At 66.3% G+C, this 19,733-nt stretch carries 16 protein-coding genes; 7 read left to right on the forward strand and 9 right to left on the reverse strand.

Annotated elements, in window-relative coordinates:
* Positions 1-45: 45 nt before the first annotated feature.
* The 4 genes from lepA to rpoE all read right to left on the reverse strand — a co-directional run bounded on the left by lepA (position 46) and on the right by rpoE (position 5,131).
* A complete protein-coding gene (gene lepA / locus CLM74_RS15855) occupies positions 46-1,839 on the reverse strand; it encodes a translation elongation factor 4 (RefSeq protein ID WP_032977135.1) in 1,794 nt (597 codons plus the stop codon).
* A gap of 184 nt (positions 1,840-2,023) precedes the next feature.
* On the reverse strand, positions 2,024-3,562 hold the full coding sequence (locus CLM74_RS15860) for a DegQ family serine endoprotease (protein WP_025877107.1): 1,539 nt from the start codon (positions 3,560-3,562) through the stop codon (positions 2,024-2,026).
* A 76-nt stretch (positions 3,563-3,638) separates the two neighbouring features.
* Positions 3,639-4,514: a sigma-E factor negative regulatory protein gene (locus CLM74_RS15865; protein ID WP_105164480.1), complete on the reverse strand. Its 876-nt coding sequence runs from the start codon at positions 4,512-4,514 to the stop codon at positions 3,639-3,641.
* Complete coding sequence (gene rpoE, locus CLM74_RS15870; RefSeq protein WP_025877103.1) at positions 4,511-5,131, reverse strand: RNA polymerase sigma factor RpoE; 621 nt, start codon at positions 5,129-5,131, stop codon at positions 4,511-4,513. Before rpoE ends, CLM74_RS15865 begins: the two co-directional genes overlap by 4 nt.
* 235 nt (positions 5,132-5,366) lie before the next feature.
* Between rpoE and CLM74_RS15875 the strand changes: the two genes are divergently transcribed.
* The 4 genes from CLM74_RS15875 to CLM74_RS15895 all read left to right on the forward strand — a co-directional run bounded on the left by CLM74_RS15875 (position 5,367) and on the right by CLM74_RS15895 (position 10,437).
* Entirely contained in the window at positions 5,367-7,430 is a 2,064-nt protein-coding gene (locus tag CLM74_RS15875; RefSeq protein WP_025877101.1) for a 3-hydroxyacyl-CoA dehydrogenase NAD-binding domain-containing protein, read from the forward strand.
* Between the two features lie 647 nt (positions 7,431-8,077).
* Complete coding sequence (locus tag CLM74_RS15885) at positions 8,078-8,941, forward strand: pirin family protein (protein ID WP_025877100.1); 864 nt, start codon at positions 8,078-8,080, stop codon at positions 8,939-8,941.
* 121 nt (positions 8,942-9,062) lie between these two features.
* Positions 9,063-9,782 carry an aquaporin Z gene (gene aqpZ, locus CLM74_RS15890; protein ID WP_032951977.1) on the forward strand — a complete coding sequence of 240 codons (720 nt, stop codon included), beginning with the start codon at positions 9,063-9,065 and terminating at the stop codon, positions 9,780-9,782.
* Between the two features lie 196 nt (positions 9,783-9,978).
* The gene (locus CLM74_RS15895; RefSeq protein ID WP_025877096.1) at positions 9,979-10,437 is read left to right on the forward strand and encodes a hypothetical protein; all 459 of its coding nucleotides are present in this window, start codon (positions 9,979-9,981) and stop codon (positions 10,435-10,437) included.
* Between the two features lie 225 nt (positions 10,438-10,662).
* On the opposite strand, the gene CLM74_RS15900 is transcribed toward CLM74_RS15895, so the two are convergent.
* Positions 10,663-11,514, reverse strand: coding sequence for a pirin family protein (locus tag CLM74_RS15900; protein ID WP_105164482.1), 852 nt, complete (start codon positions 11,512-11,514; stop codon positions 10,663-10,665).
* A gap of 269 nt (positions 11,515-11,783) precedes the next feature.
* Here CLM74_RS15900 and CLM74_RS15910 point away from each other — a divergent pair, with 269 nt between their 5' ends.
* Positions 11,784-13,865: a carbon starvation CstA family protein gene (locus CLM74_RS15910; RefSeq protein ID WP_025877093.1), complete on the forward strand. Its 2,082-nt coding sequence runs from the start codon at positions 11,784-11,786 to the stop codon at positions 13,863-13,865.
* Positions 13,865-14,089: a CstA-like transporter-associated (seleno)protein gene (locus CLM74_RS15915; protein ID WP_025877091.1), complete on the forward strand. Its 225-nt coding sequence runs from the start codon at positions 13,865-13,867 to the stop codon at positions 14,087-14,089. The genes CLM74_RS15910 and CLM74_RS15915 overlap by 1 nt, the downstream gene beginning before the upstream one ends.
* 361 nt (positions 14,090-14,450) lie before the next feature.
* Here CLM74_RS15915 and CLM74_RS15920 read toward each other — a convergent pair whose 3' ends face one another.
* Together CLM74_RS15920 and CLM74_RS15925 are read right to left on the reverse strand one after the other, a co-directional pair.
* A complete protein-coding gene (locus tag CLM74_RS15920) occupies positions 14,451-15,557 on the reverse strand; it encodes a DUF3103 family protein (protein WP_158684160.1) in 1,107 nt (368 codons plus the stop codon).
* A 209-nt stretch (positions 15,558-15,766) separates the two neighbouring features.
* On the reverse strand, positions 15,767-17,017 hold the full coding sequence (locus tag CLM74_RS15925; protein WP_105164485.1) for a DUF819 family protein: 1,251 nt from the start codon (positions 17,015-17,017) through the stop codon (positions 15,767-15,769).
* A gap of 156 nt (positions 17,018-17,173) precedes the next feature.
* Here CLM74_RS15925 and CLM74_RS15930 point away from each other — a divergent pair, with 156 nt between their 5' ends.
* Positions 17,174-17,563 carry a VOC family protein gene (locus CLM74_RS15930; RefSeq protein WP_025877085.1) on the forward strand — a complete coding sequence of 130 codons (390 nt, stop codon included), beginning with the start codon at positions 17,174-17,176 and terminating at the stop codon, positions 17,561-17,563.
* Between the two features lie 87 nt (positions 17,564-17,650).
* Here the strand turns inward: CLM74_RS15930 and CLM74_RS15935 are convergent, their stop codons facing one another.
* Together CLM74_RS15935 and CLM74_RS15940 are read right to left on the reverse strand one after the other, a co-directional pair.
* Positions 17,651-18,931, reverse strand: a complete 1,281-nt coding sequence (locus CLM74_RS15935) for a HAMP domain-containing sensor histidine kinase (RefSeq protein WP_032951976.1) — start codon at positions 18,929-18,931, stop codon at positions 17,651-17,653.
* A complete protein-coding gene (locus CLM74_RS15940; protein WP_025877081.1) occupies positions 18,921-19,631 on the reverse strand; it encodes a response regulator transcription factor in 711 nt (236 codons plus the stop codon). Before CLM74_RS15940 ends, CLM74_RS15935 begins: the two co-directional genes overlap by 11 nt.
* Between the last annotated feature and the right edge of the window lie 102 nt (positions 19,632-19,733).

Raw genomic sequence — 19,733 nt, forward strand, 5'->3', positions numbered from 1 at the left:
TTTGCAACGTCACCGGACGATCGGCCCGAAGGCCGGTTTCGGGGCTTATTTGTTGTCCATCTGCAGCACGGCCAGGAAGGCTTCCTGCGGAATTTCCACGCGGCCGACCTGCTTCATGCGCTTCTTGCCTTCCTTCTGCTTTTCCAGAAGCTTCTTCTTGCGCGAAACGTCGCCACCATAGCACTTGGCCAGAACGTTCTTGCGCATGGCCTTGACCGTGGTGCGCGAGATGATCTGCGAGCCGACGGCGGCCTGGATGGCCACGTCGAACTGCTGGCGCGGGATCAGGTCCTTCATCTTTTCGCACAGCTCGCGACCACGACGATCGGCATGGCTGCGATGCACGATCAGCGACAGCGCATCGACCTTGTCGCCGTTGATCAGCACGTCCACGCGCACGAACGGACCGGCATCGAAGCGCACGAAGTGGTAGTCCAGCGAGGCATAGCCACGGCTGACCGACTTCAGCTTGTCGAAGAAGTCCAGCACCACTTCGGCCATCGGCAGCTCGTAGCTGATCTGCACCTGGCTGCCCAGGTAGTTGATGCCGATCTGGCTGCCGCGCTTTTCTTCGCACAGCTTGATGATGTTGCCGATGTACTCCTCGGGAGTGAGCACGTTGGCGCGGATGATCGGCTCGCGGATCTCCTGCACATGGTTCACCGGCGGCAGCTTGGCCGGGTTGTCCATGTTGATGATCGTGCCATCGGTCTTCAGGACTTCATACACCACCGTCGGCGCGGTGCTGATCAGGTCCAGGTTGTATTCGCGCTCCAGGCGCTCCTGCACGATTTCCATGTGCAGCATGCCGAGGAAGCCGCAACGGAAACCGAAGCCCATCGCTTCGGAGCTTTCCGGCTCGAAGCGCAGCGCGGCATCGTTCAGGCGCAGCTTGTCCAGCGCTTCGCGCAGGTCCGGGTAGTCCTCGGCATCGACCGGGAACAGGCCGGCGAACACGCGCGGCTGCATTTCCTGGAAGCCGGGCAGCGGCTTCGGCGCCGGGTCGCCGGCCAGGGTCAGGGTGTCACCGACGGGCGCGCCGTGCACGTCCTTGATGCTGGCGGTGACCCAGCCCACTTCGCCCGCGCGCAGTGCCGGCAGCACCTTGCGCTTCGGGGTGAACACACCAACGTTGTCGACCTGGTGGTTGCGGCCGGTGGACATCACCTGCAGCTTGTCACCGGCCTTGATCTCGCCCTGCATCACGCGCACCAGCGAGACCACGCCCAGGTAGTTGTCGAACCACGAGTCGATGATCAGCGCCTGCAGCTTGTCGGTATCGCGCGGCACCGGCGGCGGAATGCGATGCACGATCGCTTCCAGCACGTCGACCACGTTCAGGCCGGTCTTGGCGCTGACCGGCACGGCGTCGCTGGCATCGATGCCGATCACGGCCTCGATCTCGGCCTTGGCGCGCTCGATATCGGCGGTGGGCAGGTCGATCTTGTTGATCACCGGCACCACTTCCAGCCCCTGCTCCACGGCGGTGTAGCAGTTGGCCACCGACTGCGCTTCCACGCCCTGGGCCGCATCGACCACCAGCAGCGCGCCCTCGCAGGCGGCCAGCGAGCGGCTGACTTCATAGGAGAAGTCGACGTGGCCGGGGGTGTCGATGAAGTTCAGGTGGTAGGTCTGGCCGTCCTTCGCCACGTACGGCAGCGACACCGACTGCGCCTTGATGGTGATGCCACGTTCGCGCTCGATCGGATTGGAGTCGAGCACCTGCGCTTCCATCTCGCGGGCCTGGAGGCCGCCACAGAGCTGGATGATGCGGTCGGCCAGCGTGGACTTGCCGTGGTCGACGTGGGCGATGATGGAGAAGTTGCGGATGTTCCGCATCGAATCAGAGGACATAGAGAGGTGGCGGCGGCGCGCGGCGTCGTCAGGGTAACGGTCGATTATCGCATGCCCGGAGGGCCGCCGCGTGGTTGGCCTGCCGGCACGGCCCCGGAACGGCCGAAGCCCCGCCAGGGCGGGGCTTCGGGGACACCACGAGGGCCGCCGTGAAGGCGGCCATCGGTTGTTACGGGCCGGCCTTGACCGCGACGAAGGCGCTGTTGCCGCTGCCGGTACGGACCAGCAGCATGACCACATCGCCCTTCTTGTAGCCGGACAGCGCGCGGTTCAGGGCTTCAACGCTGCCGACCGGGGTACTGGCCACCTGCAGGATCACCATGCCCCCGGACAGGCCGGCATCACGGGCGCCCTCGCCCTTCACGGCGGTGATGCGGACACCTTCGCCCGCCTCCAGGCCCAGCTGCTTGCGCTGCGGCGCAGTCAGGTCGGCAACGTCCAACCCCAGCAGGGCATTGGCGCCGGCCTGCGGAGCCGCCGTGTCATTGCCTGCGGACGGGCTGCGGGCATTGCCCTGCGCGTCCTCGGCCAGAGCGGTCAGGGTCGCGCTCAGGTCACGCGGCTTGCCATCGCGGATCACGCCCAGGGTGACGCGGCTGCCCGGTGCCATCGCACCGATCAGCGGCGGCAGATCGGACCAGCTGTTGACCGGCGCACCGTTCACCGTGCGGATCACGTCACCGATCTTGACCCCGGCCTTGGCCGCAGCGCTGTCCGGCACGATCTGGTTGACCAGCGCACCGCGGCTGTCGGGCAGGCCCATCGCCTGCGCCTTCAGGCCGTCGATTTCCTGCACCACCGCGCCGAGCTGGCCACGGGTGACCTTGCCGGTCTTCTTGATCTGCTCGACCGCGCTCATCGCCAGATCGATCGGGATCGCGAAGCTGATGCCCATGTAGCCACCCGAGGCCGAGAAGATCTGCGAATTGATGCCGACCACTTCACCACGGGTGTTCAGCAGCGGGCCGCCGGAATTACCCTGGTTGATCGCCACGTCGGTCTGGATGAACGGCACATAGCGCTGGTCCGGCCCACCGGTGTTGCGGCCGAGGGCACTGACCACGCCAGCGGTAACCGAGTGGTCGAGGCCGAACGGTGAGCCGATCGCGACAACCCACTGACCGGGCTTCAGGCTGTTGGAGTCCCCCACGCGCACGGTCGGCAGGTTCTTGCCGTCGATCTTCAGCAGGGCGACGTCGTACTGCTGGTCACTGCCGATCACCTTGGCGGTGAACTCGCGACGATCGCCGAGCTTGACCTTCACTTCGCTGGCGTCGGCGACCACGTGGTAATTGGTCAGCACGTAGCCGTCAGGCGAAATGATGAAGCCCGAGCCCATGCCGCGGCCCTTGATGCTGGGGCCGCCGTCCTGCCCGCCAGGGCCCTGCCCGGGCATCGGGAAATCCGGGCCGAAGAAGCGGCGGAAGAACTCGGGCATCTCGTCATCACCCGGGCCCATGCCGCCCCGCGCCTGGCGGTTGCTGCGGACGATGGTGGTGTCGACGTTGACCACACCGGGGCCGACCTGCTCAACCAGGTTGGTGAAGTCAGGCAGACCGCTGACCAACGGCTGCGCCGGTGCGCGTGGGGCCGCAGCAGCGGCGGCGGCCTGCGGCTGGGCGGCAGGCGCCGCCGGTTGGGCACAGGCCACCAGCGGCAGGGTCAGGGCGAACAGGCCAATGGCATGCGTGCGGAGTCGGGGAGTCATCGGACGGCAACCTCCGGGTCGGATGGAAAGGGAAAGAAGCGCCCCGCCGACGGCGGGGCGTGGAACGGTACCCGGCTCAGTCGCGCGGGCGTTGCGACGCCGGCAGGTCGTCCTGCAGGCGTGGCTCGAACGGATAGAACGCAGCGCCACCGGCATGGGCCGGGAAACTGGCATTGAGGGCGCCACCGGCGGCGGGCGCCAGGCTGGAGCGCGGCCACGGCCGTGCCTGCAGGTTGCCGACCTCACCAAAGGGCAGAGTGCGCGCGCTACCGGCGGGCATGGTCGGGGTCAGCGGCGCCTGGCTGGCAACCGCGCGCAGCGGCGCGTCATCGCGCTGGGCCACGCGTGCGGCCTGCTGGCTGCGGGTGGCGCTGGCGCGGCGCACATCCTGGCGACGGCTGGCGGCGGCCATGGCCACCGCCGGCACGCTGGCCACGGCCATCGCAGCAGTGTCCACCGACGCCTCGGTGACGGCAGCCGGTTGCTCCGATGCCGGCGGCAACTGCGCCTGGCTGGCGATCACCTGCGGTGCGGAGACATCCACTGGCGGCGCCTCCTGCAGTTTTTCGCGGCCGACGAACAGCGCTACGGCAGCAACCGAAGCGGCCAGCGCACCGCCGCCCCATGCACGCCAACCACTACGGCGGGCCTGACGCTTCGGCTCGGCCAGCGGTGCGGGCTCGGCGGCGATGGCGGCAGCCACGGCGGCGCTGAAACCGGCCGGTGCCAGCAGCGACGCCTGGCCGCGCATGACATCACCCAGCAGCTGCCAGCGTTCCTGGCAGCCAGCCAGTTCCGGATCGTGTTCCATGCGGCGCACCAGGAAGCGCGCCTCGTCTGCCCCCAGCTCGCCGTCGACCAGCGCCGACAACTGCTGGCGATGGCGTTCGTCCAGGCGTTGCCCGGCGGGAGACTGGTGGTTGTGCGATTCGTTGTTCGGAATGCGGGTCATATACGGCTCTTCTCGCGGGTGGCACTGCCGATGTCCAGCAGCGGCCGGAGTTCGGTGTCGATCGCCTCGCGCGCCCGGAAGATCCGTGAACGCACGGTGCCGATCGGGCACCCCATCTTCTGCGCGATTTCCTCGTAGCTCAGGCCTTCCACCTCGCGCAGGGTGATCGCCGACCGGAGTTCTTCCGGCAGCGCGTTGACGGCCTTCATCACCGTCTGTTCCAGTTCCTGGCGCATCAACTCGCGCTCGGGCGTATCGGTGTCGCGCAGGCGCGTGCCGCTGTCGAACTGCTCGGCGTCGCCGATGTCGATGTCATCGGTCGGCGGGCGGCGATTGTGCGAAGCCAGATGGTTTTTGGCGGTGTTCACGGCGATCCGATGCAACCAGGTTGAGAACTGGGCGTCGCCGCGGAAGCTTCCAATCGCACGGTATGCACGGATGAAAGTGTCCTGGGCCACGTCCTGACATTCACTCCAGTCGGCGATGTAGCGACCGACCAGGGCCACGACCCGATGCTGGTACTTGCGCACCAGGACATCGAAGGCGGCACTCTCGCCGTGCTGCACGCGCCGGACCAGTTCCAGATCCAGCTCCTGAGGTGTATCAACATCGGCCATGAGGGGCCGCACTCCTGTCAGCCCAACCGACGTCGGGCAATGAGACTGCCAATCCCGGGAAAAGTTCAGTCGCCGATCACCTGGCGCCGCACCAGCTTTTAACCACCGTTCCGTTAACGTTCCGGTCCAAGGCCTGCGATCCGGGGCGCCACACCCCTGCTATTGGGATTTGACGCGGGGGAAACAACCTCTGGATCATAGCCCCCTTCTCCATACACAACCGGATGGAACGTCCATGCTCTCAAGCTTCGATGGTCTCCGCTTCAGCCACTGGCACCCCGAGATCCGCGACGATGGCGTGGTGGTCCTCTCTCTGGATCGTCAGGACAGCAGTGTCAACGCAATGTCGCAGGATGTGCTGCTGGAGCTGGGCGACCTGCTGGAGCGCATCGCCATGGACCCACCGAAGGGCGTGGTGATCCAGTCCCTCAAGAAGGCAGGCTTCATCGCCGGTGCCGACCTGAAGGAGTTCCAGGAGTTCGATCGCCGCGGCACCGTCAACGACGCCATCCGCCGCGGCCAGTCGACCTACCAGAAGCTGGCAGAGCTGCCCTGCCCGACCGTGGCCGCCATCCATGGCCATTGCCTGGGCGGCGGTACCGAGCTGGCCCTGGCCTGCCGTTATCGCGTTGCATCCAATGACAGTTCCACCCGCATCGGCCTGCCGGAAACCCAGCTGGGCATCTTCCCGGGCTGGGGCGGCAGCGCGCGCCTGCCGCAGCTGGTCGGCGCGCCAGCGGCAATGGACATGATGCTGACCGGACGCACGCTGTCGGCCTCGGCCGCACGCGGCATCGGGCTGGTCGACAAGGTGGTGGCACCGGCCGTCGTGCTCGATACCGCCGTGGCGCTGGCACTGTCCGGCACCACCCGCCCGTTCAAGCAGCGTGCGCTGGCCTGGGCGACCAATACCTGGCCGGCACGCCAGCTGCTGGCCCCGCAGATGGTCAAGCAGGTCGCACGCAAGGCGAAGAAGGACCAGTACCCGGCGCCGTATGCGTTGATCAGCACCTGGCAGCGCAGCGGCGGCAAGCCGGTGCAGGCACGCCTGGATGCCGAACGACGCGCCGTAGTGAAGCTGGCCAGCACGCCGACCGCGCGCAACCTGATCCGCATCTTCTTCCTCACCGAACGCCTGAAGGGCCTGGGCGGTGGCGATTCCGGCATCCGCCACGTGCACGTGGTCGGTGCCGGCGTGATGGGCGGTGACATTGCTGCGTGGGCCGCCTACAAGGGTTTTGAAGTGACCCTGCAGGACCGCGAGCAGCGCTTCATCGACCCGGCCATGGAACGTGCACAGGCACTGTTCGCCAAGAAGGTGCGTGACGAGAGCAAGCGCCCGGCCGTCGCCGCGCGCCTGCGTGCGGACCTGGAAGGCAATGGCGTGGCGCAGGCCGATCTGGTCATTGAAGCGATCATCGAGAACCCGGAAGCCAAGCGTGCGCTGTACCAGACGCTGGAGCCGAAGATGAAGCTCGACGCGTTGCTGACCACCAACACCTCGTCGATTCCGCTGGTGGAGCTGCGCGATCACATCCAGCGCCCGGCGCAGTTCGCCGGCCTGCATTACTTCAACCCGGTGGCACAGATGCCGTTGGTGGAGATCATCCATCACGACGGCATGGCGGCCGAAACCGAGCGTCGCCTGGCAGCCTTCTGCAAGGCGCTGGGCAAGTTCCCGGTGCCGGTGGCCGGCACGCCCGGTTTCCTGGTCAACCGCGTGCTGTTCCCGTACATGCTGGAAGCGGCCACCGCATACGCTGAAGGCATTCCGGGCCCGGTGATCGACAAGGCGGCGGTGAAGTTCGGCATGCCGATGGGCCCGATCGAACTGATCGACACCGTAGGCCTGGACGTGGCCGCTGGCGTGGGCAAGGAACTGGCCCCGTTCCTGGGCCTGCAGATTCCGGCGGCGCTGCAGACGGTGGAACCGGACAAGCGCGGCAAGAAGGATGGCCAGGGCATCTACACCTGGGAGAACGGCCGGGCCAAGAAGCCGGACGTGGCGCGCGACTATCAGGCGCCTGCCGATCTGGAAGATCGCCTGATCCTGCCGTTGTTGAACGAGGCGGTGGCCTGCCTGCACGAAGGCGTGGTGGCCGACGCGGACCTGCTGGATGCGGGCGTGATCTTCGGTACCGGTTTCGCACCGTTCCGCGGCGGTCCGATCCAGCACATCCGTGCGGTGGGTGCCGATGCCATCGTGGAGCGCCTGAAGGCGCTGCAGCAGCGTCACGGTGATCGCTTCGCACCGCGCCCGGGCTGGGACAACCCGGTACTGCGCGAACCGGTGGTTTGATGTGATCAGCCGGGCCTGCGGCCCGGCACCCGCGTAGGCAACAGCAACAGCAACAGCCGAAGCCAGAGCCAGAGCCGGAGCAACAGCCGGCTCTGGCTTTTCTGTTTGGTGGGCGGGGCGGTGTGGGTTGGCAGGACACGCCGTAAACCCATCCATGGGGGCTCGATGGCGCCATCCATGGCGCCAACGGTCCTGCCAACCCACACCGCCCCACCCCTGACAGTTTCCCGGTGACGGTCGGTGACCTTCGGGAGCTGGTAGGTGTCGACCTTGGTCGACACGCTTGGTCCACGCCATGCGTGGATGCGAGCGAAGCGACCGGCGTTTGGGTTTGATTTTGATTTTCTTTTTTCTTCTCCGTGGCTGGACAGCACACGGAAACCGTCAGAGGCCGGGCGGGTGGGTGGCGCAGGACCGTTGGCGCCATGGATGGCGCCATCGAGCCCCCATGGACGGGTTTACGGCGTGTCCTGCGCCACCCACCCGCCCGGCCAAGCGCGGCTTCTGCTTTTGCCTTCAGCGACCAACCCACAGCCACGAGGGGCTGCGCCGTTGGCTGGAACAACCTGTTACCCGGACGGGGAATGTCACCGCCACCACCACATGCGATGCTGACCGCCTTGATCCCTGCCAGCGAGAACGCCCGCATGACCACCATCATCGCCCCGCGCGTGCACGACATCGGCGGCCTGGAAGTGCGCCGCGCCGTGCCCACCCTGCAGGCCCGCAGCATCGGTTCGTTCGTGTTCGTCGACCAGATGGGCCCGGCACTCATGCACCCCGGTACCGCCATCGACGTGCGCCCGCACCCGCATATCGGCCTGGCCACCGTCACCTACCTCTGGTCCGGTGCCATCGGCCACCGCGATACGCTGGGCTCGGACCAGGTGATCCGTCCCGGCGACGTCAACTGGATGACCGCCGGCCGCGGCATCGCCCATTCCGAGCGCACGCCGCAACCGGACCGCGACCATGACAACCCGATCCACGGCATGCAGACCTGGGTCGCGCTGCCGAAGTCGCATGAGGAAATCGAACCGGCCTTCTACCACCATGCCGCCGCCACCCTGCCCGAGCAACGCCGCAACGGCGCCTGGCTGCGCGTCATTGCCGGACGCGCCTATGGCGAGGAGTCGCCGGTCAAGGTGTTCGCCGACACGCTCAACGTGGCGATCGACCTGGACCCGGATGCGGAGATCGACATCGATGATGGCCACCGCGAACGTGCGCTGTACATCCTCGAAGGCCAAGCGCAGCTGGATGGTGTGGACATCCCCGCCCAGCACCTGGTGATTCCCGAAGCCGGTGCGCGCGGCCGCCTGCGCGCGAAGACGCCGGTGAAGGCGATGCTGTTCGGCGGCGAACCGCTGGATGGCCCGCGCCATCTGTGGTGGAACTTCGTGTCCAGCTCGAAGGAACGTATCGAGCAGGCCAAGCACGATTGGGAAGCCGGACGTTTCGGCACCATTCCCGGCGACGACAAGGAATTCATTCCCCTGCCCCAGTACTGAGCATCGCGTGTTGCACACATCCGAAGGTGTATCCCTGCACCCGGCGTTGACGCTACAGTCACCCGCTGATCACTGAAATGTGACATAAATCACACTTTAGACCGTCAAAGGAGTGCAACACATGAGCATGGGTAAACGCTTGTCCGCCGAGTTCCTCGGCACGTTCTGGCTGGTCCTGGGTGGCTGTGGCAGTGCGGTGCTGGCCGCCAAGTTCGGTGGCGACGGCAATCCGCTGGGTATCGGTTTCCTCGGCGTGGCCCTGGCCTTCGGCCTGACCGTGGTGACCGGCGCCTACGCGTTCGGCCATATCTCCGGTGCGCACTTCAATCCAGCGGTCAGCGTGGGCCTGTGGGCCGGTGGCCGCTTCCCGACCCGGGATCTGGTGCCCTACATCATCGCGCAGGTGGCCGGCGGCCTGCTGGCCGGCTTCATCCTGCTGCAGATCGCCTCCGGTGCCAGCGGCTTCGCCATTGATGGCAGCCAGGCCGGCGCGTTCGCCAGCAACGGCTATGGTGCGCTGTCACCCGGTGGCTACAGCGTGGCGGCCGCGTTCCTGTGCGAAGTGGTGCTCACGGCGGTGTTCCTGATCGTGATCATGGGCGCGACCCATGGCAAGGCGCCGGCGGGCTTCGCGCCGCTGGCCATCGGCCTGGCCCTGACCCTGATCCACCTGATCAGCATTCCGGTGACCAATACGTCGGTGAACCCGGCCCGCTCCACGGCGGTGGCCTTCTTCGCCGGCAGTGGCGCAACCGGCCAGCTGTGGCTGTTCTGGGTCGCCCCGCTGCTGGGCGGTGCGATCGGCGGCATCATCTACAAGTGGATCGGCAACGACCGCTGAGCCATGACCGTGCCATTGCGGCCGACCCTCGGCCGCAATGGTTACGGATGTAACCGCGATTTGTGCGATCGCTCACGTTCCGTTAAGGTCTGGTCATCCGCCCGTGCTTTCGCCGGGCAGGACGGCATCCGGGGATGGGATGCCTCGACCGCCGGTGTCACCGGCGGTGCCAACGACACGCCACCTTGGGGGATGCATGAAGTTCGCGCCTGTTGTTCTGTCGAGCCTGTTGTTCGTTGCGGCGTCTGCCTGCGCGCAGGCCCCGGTCGACTGTCCTTCGTTGCCCGCCAGCAGCGGCCTGCAATGGCAGCAGCAGGCACAGTCCGGCTTCCTGGTCTGCCGCGCGGCCACCAGTGACGGGCGCGAAGTACTGAGCCTGATGCTCAGCCAGCGCGATCCGGGCATTCCACTGACCCGCTCGCTGCGCCAGGAAAAAGGCAGCTTTGCCGGTGAATCGATGTACTGGTACCAGCCGGACCTGGGCGGCCAGCAGCCGCCGGGCTATGCCGAGCGCCGCATCAGCGTGGTCAAGCTGGACAAGGGCCGCTACGCGCAGATCGCGCTGTATCCCGACAGTTCCCAGGAACTGGGCACGCTGCAGCAGCTTGCGCAGGGCATGAACCTGACGCCCTCTGCCGTGGCCGACGGCCGCTGAGGCGCTGCGGGGATGACTGCCTGGCAGCATTCCCGCACTTCCACCCGATCCATCGGTAGCGCCGGGCCATGCCTGGCGGCTTTCGGCGGTGTCGGCTCTTCTGGACATCCGCCGGGCATGGCCCGGCGCTACCAATGTGCTGTGGGCATGGCCCGGCGCTACCAATGTGCTGTGGGCATGGCCCGGCGCTACCGATGCGCTGTGGGCATGGCCCGCAGCGCGACCTCAGAACCTGCCTTCCTGGAAATCGACGAAGGCCTGCATCAATTCCTCGCGGGTGTTCATCACGAACGGGCCATGACGCACCACCGGCTCGCGCAACGGACGACCCGCCACCAGGATCAACCGCGCGCCGTCGCTGCCTGCCGACAGATGCAGCTGCTCGCCGCCGCCCAGCACCGCCAGTTCCTGCCGCGCCACGTCGCGCGCCGCATCCTGCTCGCCCACCGTCAACCCGCCTTCGAACACATAGACGAACGCGTTGTGGCCTTCGGGCAGGGAGTAGGTCCAGGCACGATCGGCCTCCAGTGCAATGTCCAGATACAGCGGATCGGTGGCTGGCTGCGCGATCGGCCCCACCGTGCCCTCGACCGTGCCGGCGATCACCTTGACCTGCACGCCTTCGGCCGGCTGCACCACCGGGATCTTCCCGGGAGCGAATTCCTGGTACTTCGGCGCGGTCATCTTGTCGCGCGCCGGCAGGTTCACCCACAGCTGGAAGCCGCGCATCTGCCCGCTTTCCTGCTCGGGCATCTCCGAATGCACCAGGCCACGGCCGGCCGTCATCCACTGCACGCTGCCGGGGGTCAGCAGGCCCTCGTTGCCGTGATTGTCGCGATGCCGCATGCGGCCATCGAGCATGTAGGTGACGGTCTCGAAACCACGATGCGGATGCTCGGGGAAACCGGCGATGTAGTCCTCGGCGCGATCGGTACCGAATTCGTCGAGCAGCAGGAACGGATCGAGGTCGGGCAGCGAGGGGCCGCCGATGACCCGGGTCAGGCGAACACCGGCACCGTCGGAGGTGGGCATGCCACGGATGGTACGCAGGACGCGGACCGGCTCGGGAAGGCTCATGGTGACTCCTGTTGGATGGATGCCGGTAAAAATGGACGCTGCAGCGCGCAACGCCAATGGATGCCGTCGCAACCGATTGTTCCATCCCTGGTGTTCGCCGCACGTCATGTCCGCACGTCGGCACCGCCTGCGTTGTCGGCTGCGAAGGAACGTCGCCACCTGCCACACCCATGTACGACCAAAGTACTACCGCCGAATGGTCCCGTGCACATTGACCCTGCCAAGGGCACGCGGGACTCTTTGCCTGTCTTTCCGGGAGAGAGCACCTCATGAAAGGTTTTTCCAAAATAGGCTGGGCGGCCCTCGCCCTGCTCGGCGCGTTCTGCCTGGGCACGGTGGCGCTGCGGCGCGGTGAGCACATCAACGCGTTGTGGATCGTGGTCGCGGCGGTATCGCTGTACCTGGTTGCCTACCGCTTCTACAGCCTGTTCATCGCCGACAAGGTGATGCAGCTCGATCCGACCCGGGCCACCCCGGCGGTGATCAACAACGATGGCCTGGACTACGTCCCGACCAACAAGCACGTGCTGTTCGGCCACCACTTCGCCGCCATTGCCGGTGCCGGCCCACTGGTCGGCCCGGTGCTGGCCGCGCAGATGGGCTACCTGCCCGGCCTGCTGTGGCTGGTGGTCGGCGTGGTGCTGGCCGGTGCGGTGCAGGACTTCATGGTCCTGTTCCTATCCAGCCGCCGCAACGGCCGTTCACTGGGTGACCTGGTGCGCGAGGAAATGGGCCAGGTGCCCGGCACCATCGCGTTGTTCGGTGCCTTCCTGATCATGATCATCATCTTGGCCGTGCTGGCGATGGTGGTGGTCAAGGCACTGGCGGAAAGCCCGTGGGGCATGTTCACGGTGATCGCGACGATGCCCATCGCGATCCTGATGGGCGTCTACATGCGCTACATCCGGCCGGGCAAGATCGGTGAGATCTCGGTGGTGGGCCTGGTGCTGCTGCTCGCCGCGATCTGGTTCGGTGGCAAGGTGGCGGCAGACCCGACCTGGGGCCCGGCGTTCACCTTCACCGGCACCCAGATCACCTGGATGCTGATCGGCTACGGTTTCGTCGCCTCGGTGCTGCCGGTCTGGCTGCTGCTGGCACCGCGCGACTACCTGTCGACCTTCCTGAAGATCGGCACGATCATCGCGCTGGCCATCGGCATCCTGGTGGTGATGCCGGAACTGAAGATGCCGGCGCTGACCCAGTTCGCGGCCAGCGGCGACGGCCCGGTGTGGAAAGGCGGCATGTTCCCGTTCCTGTTCATCACCATCGCCTGCGGCGCGGTGTCGGGTTTCCATGCACTGATCTCCTCGGGCACTACGCCCAAGCTGCTGGCCAATGAAGCGCACATGCGCTACATCGGCTACGGCGGCATGCTGATGGAATCGTTCGTGGCAGTGATGGCGCTGGTGGCGGCCTCGATCATCGATCCAGGCATCTACTTCGCGATGAACAGCCCAGCGGCGGTGATCGGTGCCGATGCCGCATCGGCCGCACACTACATCACCAATACCTGGGGCTTCACCATCACCCCCGAACAGCTGACCGCCACGGCGGCAGCAATCGGTGAGCCGACCATCCTGCATCGTGCCGGTGGTGCCCCCACCCTGGCGGTGGGCATCGCGCAGATCCTGCATGAGGCGATCCCCAGCAGCAGCGATGCGATGATGGCGTTCTGGTACCACTTCGCCATCCTGTTCGAAGCACTGTTCATCCTCACCGCGGTGGATGCGGGCACACGTGCCGGTCGTTTCATGCTGCAGGACCTGCTCGGCAATTTCGTGCCGGCGCTGAAGAAGACCGAGTCGTGGACCGCCAACATCATCGGCACTGCCGGCTGCGTGGCGCTGTGGGGCTACCTGCTGTACACCGGCGTGGTCGATCCGTTCGGCGGCATCCAGACGTTGTGGCCGTTGTTCGGCATCTCCAACCAGATGCTGGCGGGCATCGCGCTGATGCTGGGTACGGTGGTGCTGTTCAAGATGAAGCGTGACCGCTACGCGTGGGTCACCGCGGTGCCGGCGGTGTGGCTGCTGATCTGCACCACCTATGCCGGTTTCATCAAGATCTTCGACAGCAACCCGGCGCAGGGTTTCCTGGCACAGGCGCACAAGTTCCAGGACGCGTTGGCCAGCGGCACGATCACCGCACCGGCCAAGTCGGTCGCGCAGATGCAGCAGATCGTGGTCAATGCCTATGTAAACACCGGCCTGACCGCGCTGTTCCTGCTGGTGGTGGCGTCGGTGCTGGTGTATTCGATCAAGACGATCGTGGCGGCGCGCCGCAATCCGCAGCGCAGCGACCGCGAGACCCCGTACGTGGCGCTGAAGCCGCATGAAATGGTGGACCTGTAATGAGTACACAACTGGTTCCGGTGGGGCAGTACCAGGCGCATCGCCGGATCTGGCGACGCCTGGTGCAGACGGCGCGGCTGTGCTGCGGCATTCCCGACTACGACAACTATGTGCGGCATGTGCGGGAGAAGCATCCGGACCGCGAGCCGATGGACTACAAGACGTTCTTCCGCGAGCGGCAGGAAGCGCGGTATGGCGGGCGCAACGGTGGTCGCTGCTGTTGAGGTTCCCGGTGGGTGCCGGGCTTGCAGCCCGGCGCCCGCAGAGGCAACGGCAACGGCAACATCAACTGCAACTGCAACTGCAACTGCTGGAGCGTCGGCTCTGGGGTTCTGTGGGTTTGGCGGGGCGGTGTCGGATTGCGGGGACGCCGCAAGTACGTCCCTGTAGGCTTGGCAGCCGCATCCATGCGGCTGACACCCCGCAATCCGACACCGCCCCACCTTTGACAGATTTCCGGTGACGGTGCGAAAACATCAGGGGTCGGATCCGTTTTCCTTTGGAAAACGGATCCGACCCCTTTTTGTTCATGGATGCCAATGGAATTGATCCGCGGATGGCGGTTGCGGGCGCCGCCCGGCGGGACTACTCCGTGAGGGTGATCGGGGTCAGGGTGACCTTGGCGTTGTTGGCCGCTCCCATCCGGTCCTGGTAGGCCTGGCCGCGCTGCAACAGGTAGTAGCTGTCGATATAGTCGATGTCGTTGGCAAACCACGACGTGGGCATGGCCTTGAGGATCGCGCCTGCGATGTCGGCGATGACGGCATACTCAGGAGCGAAGGCGCCCAGTGCGGCTTTGACGCCGTTGCTCAGCGCCACCAGCAGCTCCTGGTAATTGGTATCGCCGTCATCTTCGAACAGCTGCACGTTGGCGGCGTTGAAGCGATAGTTGCCCCAGATGATCAGCGGTTGCTGCGGGGTGTAGTCGGTACCGTCGTAGTCCAGGTACGGCATGTCGACGGTGACCATCTCCGGTGCGGTGGCGCCCACCTGCAGACCGGAAACAACAGCGAACACCTCGGCTGCCCCCAGCGCCCAGGGCTCCTGGTCGTCCGCCAGGCGGATGCGGTCCAGGCGGGTGATATCCAGCGACGCCTGCGTACCGTCAGCCGACAGCTGGATGCGTTCGGGCGATTGCAGGCCGCGGGCCTTTAGCCCCGCATTGACCAGGGCCATGCCCTCCTGCACGGCACGCCGCGTGTCGACGTCGACGATCAGCACCGGAAAGTCCGGGGCCCGTTTCGCATCCAGTACATGCGCGCGGCCCTGCGCGTCGTAGGCGGTGATCGTGGTCCAGTCGCGATCATTGCCACGCGGCAGACTGGCCACCCACAGCGGATGCGCATTGATGGCCGCCAGCGAGTGCCCCTCGGGCACGTACGCACGCAGCTGCAGCAGCCCCTGCCCCTGTGCCGGGAGCCCCTTGCGCTGGCGCAGCTGGCGATCGCCAGCAGCCAGCGATGCACTGGCCAGCGTATGCGCCTGCGGATCGAAACGGCCCATCAACGATTGCACCGGCACGCCCTGCTCCGGCGCCGCATGCAGCGAGCTGCGCACTGCATCGGCGAACCCTGGCTGGGCGATCAGTGCCGCCACCTCGCGCGCACCGGCATCGGTCAGCACCTGCACATCGGCGCCGCCGGCCCTCACCGGCCCCTGCGCGAAGGCCCCCGTGCTGGTCAGCAACAGCACCAGTGCGGAAACCCGAAACCTCCATTGCTTCGTCATCGACGGCCCCATCGAACGTCGCCGGCAACGCCGGCAGGAGCTTCCCACGCTACGACGCACGCGCCATACGTTCCGGTATGTGCCGCACAGTTCCGGCAGTGTCCCGCGAAAAGCAGCCGAGCGTGGGCTCGGCTCTACCCGTTCCTGATTTCCGTCGCTGATCGCGACAGGGCTCAGCCGTTGGCCATCCACTTCAGGATCAGCCCGGTCACATACGCCAGGCCGGTACCGGTGGCATAACCGACCGTACCGAGCAGCACGCCCACCGGCGCCAGCGTCGGATGGAATGCTGCCGCCACCACCGGTGCCGAGGCGGCGGCGCCGATGTTGCCCTGCGAACCGATCGCGAAGAAGAACAGCGGCGCACGCACCAGCTTGGCCACGATCCACAGCACAAGCACGTGGGTGACCATCCAGATGGCCCCCAGCAGGAACAGCCACGGACGATCCAGCAGCGACAACAGGTTCATCTGCATGCCGATGCAGGCGATCAGGAAGTACAGGAAGACGGTACCCAGGCGCGAGGCACCTGCCGCTTCCAGCCGGCGTGCACGGGTGAAGCTGAGCGTCAGGCCCATCGCGGTGGACAGCAGGATCACCCATACAAACTGGCTGTCGAGGCTGAACTGGCTGGCCCAGCTGACATTGGCCTTGAACCAGCCCGACAGCGGTGCGGCGATGGCATGGGCCAGGCCGACGCCGCCCAGTGCCACGCCGACGATCACCATCAGATCGGTCATGCTGGGGATGCGCGCGTTCTGTGCCTCGTAGGCGCTGATGCGCGCCTTCATCTCATCGATGGCGCGGGTGTCGGCACCGTTGCGTGCATCGATCTGCTGGGCGCGGTTGGCCATGAACAACAGGATCGCCATCCACAGGCTGGCGCAGGCCACGTCGACCACCGCGAACTGGCCGAAGGTGGTGGCATCGGTGCCGAACACTTCGCGCATGGCGACCATGTTGGCGCCACCGCCGATCCAGCTGCCGGCCAACGCGGCCATCCCGGCCCAAGTGTCGCCAGCCACGGTTTCCGGATGGATCAGCTTCATCACCTGGAAGGAGACGATGGCGCCAAGCATGATGCCGGCGGTGCCGGCGCAGAACACCAGCAGCAGCTTCGGCCCCAGCTTGGCGATGCCCTTCAGGTCGATCGACAGGGTCAGCAGGACCAGCGCCGCCGGCAACAGCACATCGCGGGCGACCGGGTTGTACAGCGAGGTGTTGTGGCCATCGATGACACCGGCGGTGTTGTAGATGGCGGGGATGAAATAGCACAGCAGCAGTGCAGGCACCCAGGCGAAGATCTTCTTCAGCAGGGGCGTCGGGCCACTGGCGGCCCAGAAGATCAGGGCAAGGGTGGCGGCGATCAGACCAAGGCCAACGATGTCGTTGCTGATCAGGGCAGTAGCGGGTTCGGTCGGCATGGGATCCTCTGTCGATCGAAAGAGCGGAAAAGAAAAGCGCCGCATAAGCGGCGCGGGTCGAAATTAACATAGTCTTCACGCAGGGTCATGCTGCGCTGCTTGCGGCAGCGCGTGGGCCTGCCGAGAATCGCTGCATTCCCTACTGGAGCCTGCCCCATGCAACTCGGCGCTTTTTCAGTCAGCCTGGCGGTGAAGGACCTGGCCACCTCACGTGCGTTCTACGAAGCGCTGGGGTTCTCGGTGACCGGTGGTGATGCGGCGCAGAACTGGCTGGTACTGCGCAACAACGGCATCGTGGTCGGCCTGTTCCAGGGCATGTTCGAGGGCAACCTGCTCACCTTCAATCCCGGCTGGGACCAGCACAAGCAGGAACTGGCGTCCTTCCAGGACGTGCGTGAGGTGCAGGCCGAGCTGGACGCCAAGGGCATCGCGCTCACGGCGCGTGCCGATCCCGATGGCGAAGGTCCGGCCTATCTGCAGCTGACCGATCCCGATGGCAACGTGATCCTGATCGACCAGCACGTGGCGCGGCCAACGGGGCGGTGACACGGCCAGCGTGCCAACCAGGGTTGGCACCTACCGGAACGCACGCGGCCATTGCCTGGTAGGCATCGACCTTGGTCGACGGACAGGTCAGCCTGGCCGCGATGTACCAAAGTCGAGCGAGGCCAGGGTCCCGCGCGGCTGGCAGGGCTGCAGCTGCAGGGTCCAGCCCAGGTGCTCGCACAACCGCGCGATCAGTTCCAGGCCGATGCCCCCGCGGTCGCCGCGCTCACCGCGGGCCATCCGCGCGTGGATCGCTGCGATCTCCTCCGGGCTCATGCCATGGCCGGGGTCCTGCAGGGTCAACACCGCTGCCGAGGTCAGGCGCAGCTCGATATGACCGCGGCCGCTGTTCTCGATGGCATTGCGCAGCAGGTTGCCGATCGCTGCCTGCACCACCGCCAGCGGCGCGACGATGTCGACCGGCGCGGCCTGGATGCCGATGCTCAGGTCCTTGTCGCCCAGCAGGTGGCGATGATCGTCGACGATCTCCGGCAGCAGCTGGTCCAGCGCGATGCGCTCGGCACGGGCAGCCAGGCGAGCGGGATCACGCGCCAGCACCAGCAACAGCTCGATCAGCTGCTCAACGCCCTGCGCGGTACGCAGCACGCGCTGCATCTGCTGTCGTGCGCGCTCAGGCAGGCCGGGCTGCTCCAGCGCCAGTTCGGCGGCACCGGTCATCACGGCGATCGGCGTGCGCAGTTCATGGCTTGCAGTACTGATGAACACCCGCTCGCGCTCGACGAACTGCTCGTTGCGATCAAGGTAATCGTTCAGCGCATCGGCGATGGTGTGCAGCTCGGAACTGCCGCGCGGATCGACGTCAATGCGCTGGCCCTGCACGCCGGGCCGCAGTGCACCGATGTGCTGGGCCAGCAGGCTCAAGGGGCGCACCATGCGCTCCATGCCGAAGGAGGCCATCAACACGGTGACGAAGATCATGATGATGCCGGCCAGCATCACCCAGCGCGTTGCGAATTGTTCAAGATCGTGGAAATCGGAGATGTCCAGGGCCAGCGCAACCCGCCCCATCGAGCCGGTATCGCGCACCATCACCGCCGTCTCGCGCTCGCCGATCATCACCCCGTCATGCAACCCCGGATGCAGGGTGCGCAGGCTGGCGGGCATGTTGGCTTCATTGAAGCGGAACAGGCTCAGCGTGTCCGAGTCCTGCCAGCGATAGTGCGGCTCGTGCTCGGTGTGCTCGACGATGCTGTCCAGTTCGGAATTGAGCAGCGCGCGCCACGCCGCGTGCTCGGCGTGTTCGTGCACGTAGTTGCCCACACTGAACACCGCCAGCGAAATCAGCGCCAGGTAGCCCAGCAGCCACCACACCACCCGCCGATACAGCGGCCCGGGTTTACGCGCCATCGTCATCGTTCCGTGCGTCCGCGCCTGCGGTGGACGCCAGCCGGTAGCCCACCCGTGGCAGGGTGTGGATCAGCTTGTCGGCAAAGGGGCCGTCCACGCTGCGGCGCAGTTCGTACACATGCGAGCGCAGCAGGTCACCGTCCGGTGGTTCGTCACCCCACAGGGCGAATTCCAGCTGCTGCCGGGTGACCGCACCCGGGCTGGCGCGCATCAGTACTTCCAGCAGCTTGCGGCAGGCCGGGTACAGGTGCAGCACCTGGCCGGCGCGCTGCGCCTCCAGGCTGGCCAGGTCCAGCACCAGGTCGCCCACCTGCAGGCGCTTGCGCGGATTGCGACCCTGCGCGCGCAGCAGCAGCGCCTCCAGGCGCACTTCCAGTTCCGGCAATGCGAATGGCTTGGTCAGGTAATCATCTGCGCCGGCGCGGAAGCCGGCGATCTTGTCCGGCAGTTCGTCGCGTGCGGTCAGCATGATCACCGGCACTTCCGAGGCGTGCTCGGAGCGCAGCCGCCGCAGCACCTCCGGGCCTTCCATGCGCGGCAGCATCCAGTCCAGGATCACCGCGTCATACGGGTGGCTGCCGGCAAGGTGCAGGCCGGTGATGCCATCCGGGGCCACGTCGAGCACATGCCCGCGCGACTCGAAATAGTCGAACAGGTTGGCCACCAACTGGCGGTTGTCCTCGATCACCAACAGGCGCATGCACGAAACATCCACGGAAGTTCATGCCATGGTAGCGCTGCGGATGTCGGAATGCGGTCGCCATGCCGGCCGCTCCGACGGCTTTCCCACGTGCCCCTTATC

The sequence above is a fragment of the Stenotrophomonas sp. MYb57 genome, assembly GCF_002966815.1.
Lineage (GTDB): Bacteria > Pseudomonadota > Gammaproteobacteria > Xanthomonadales > Xanthomonadaceae > Stenotrophomonas > Stenotrophomonas indicatrix.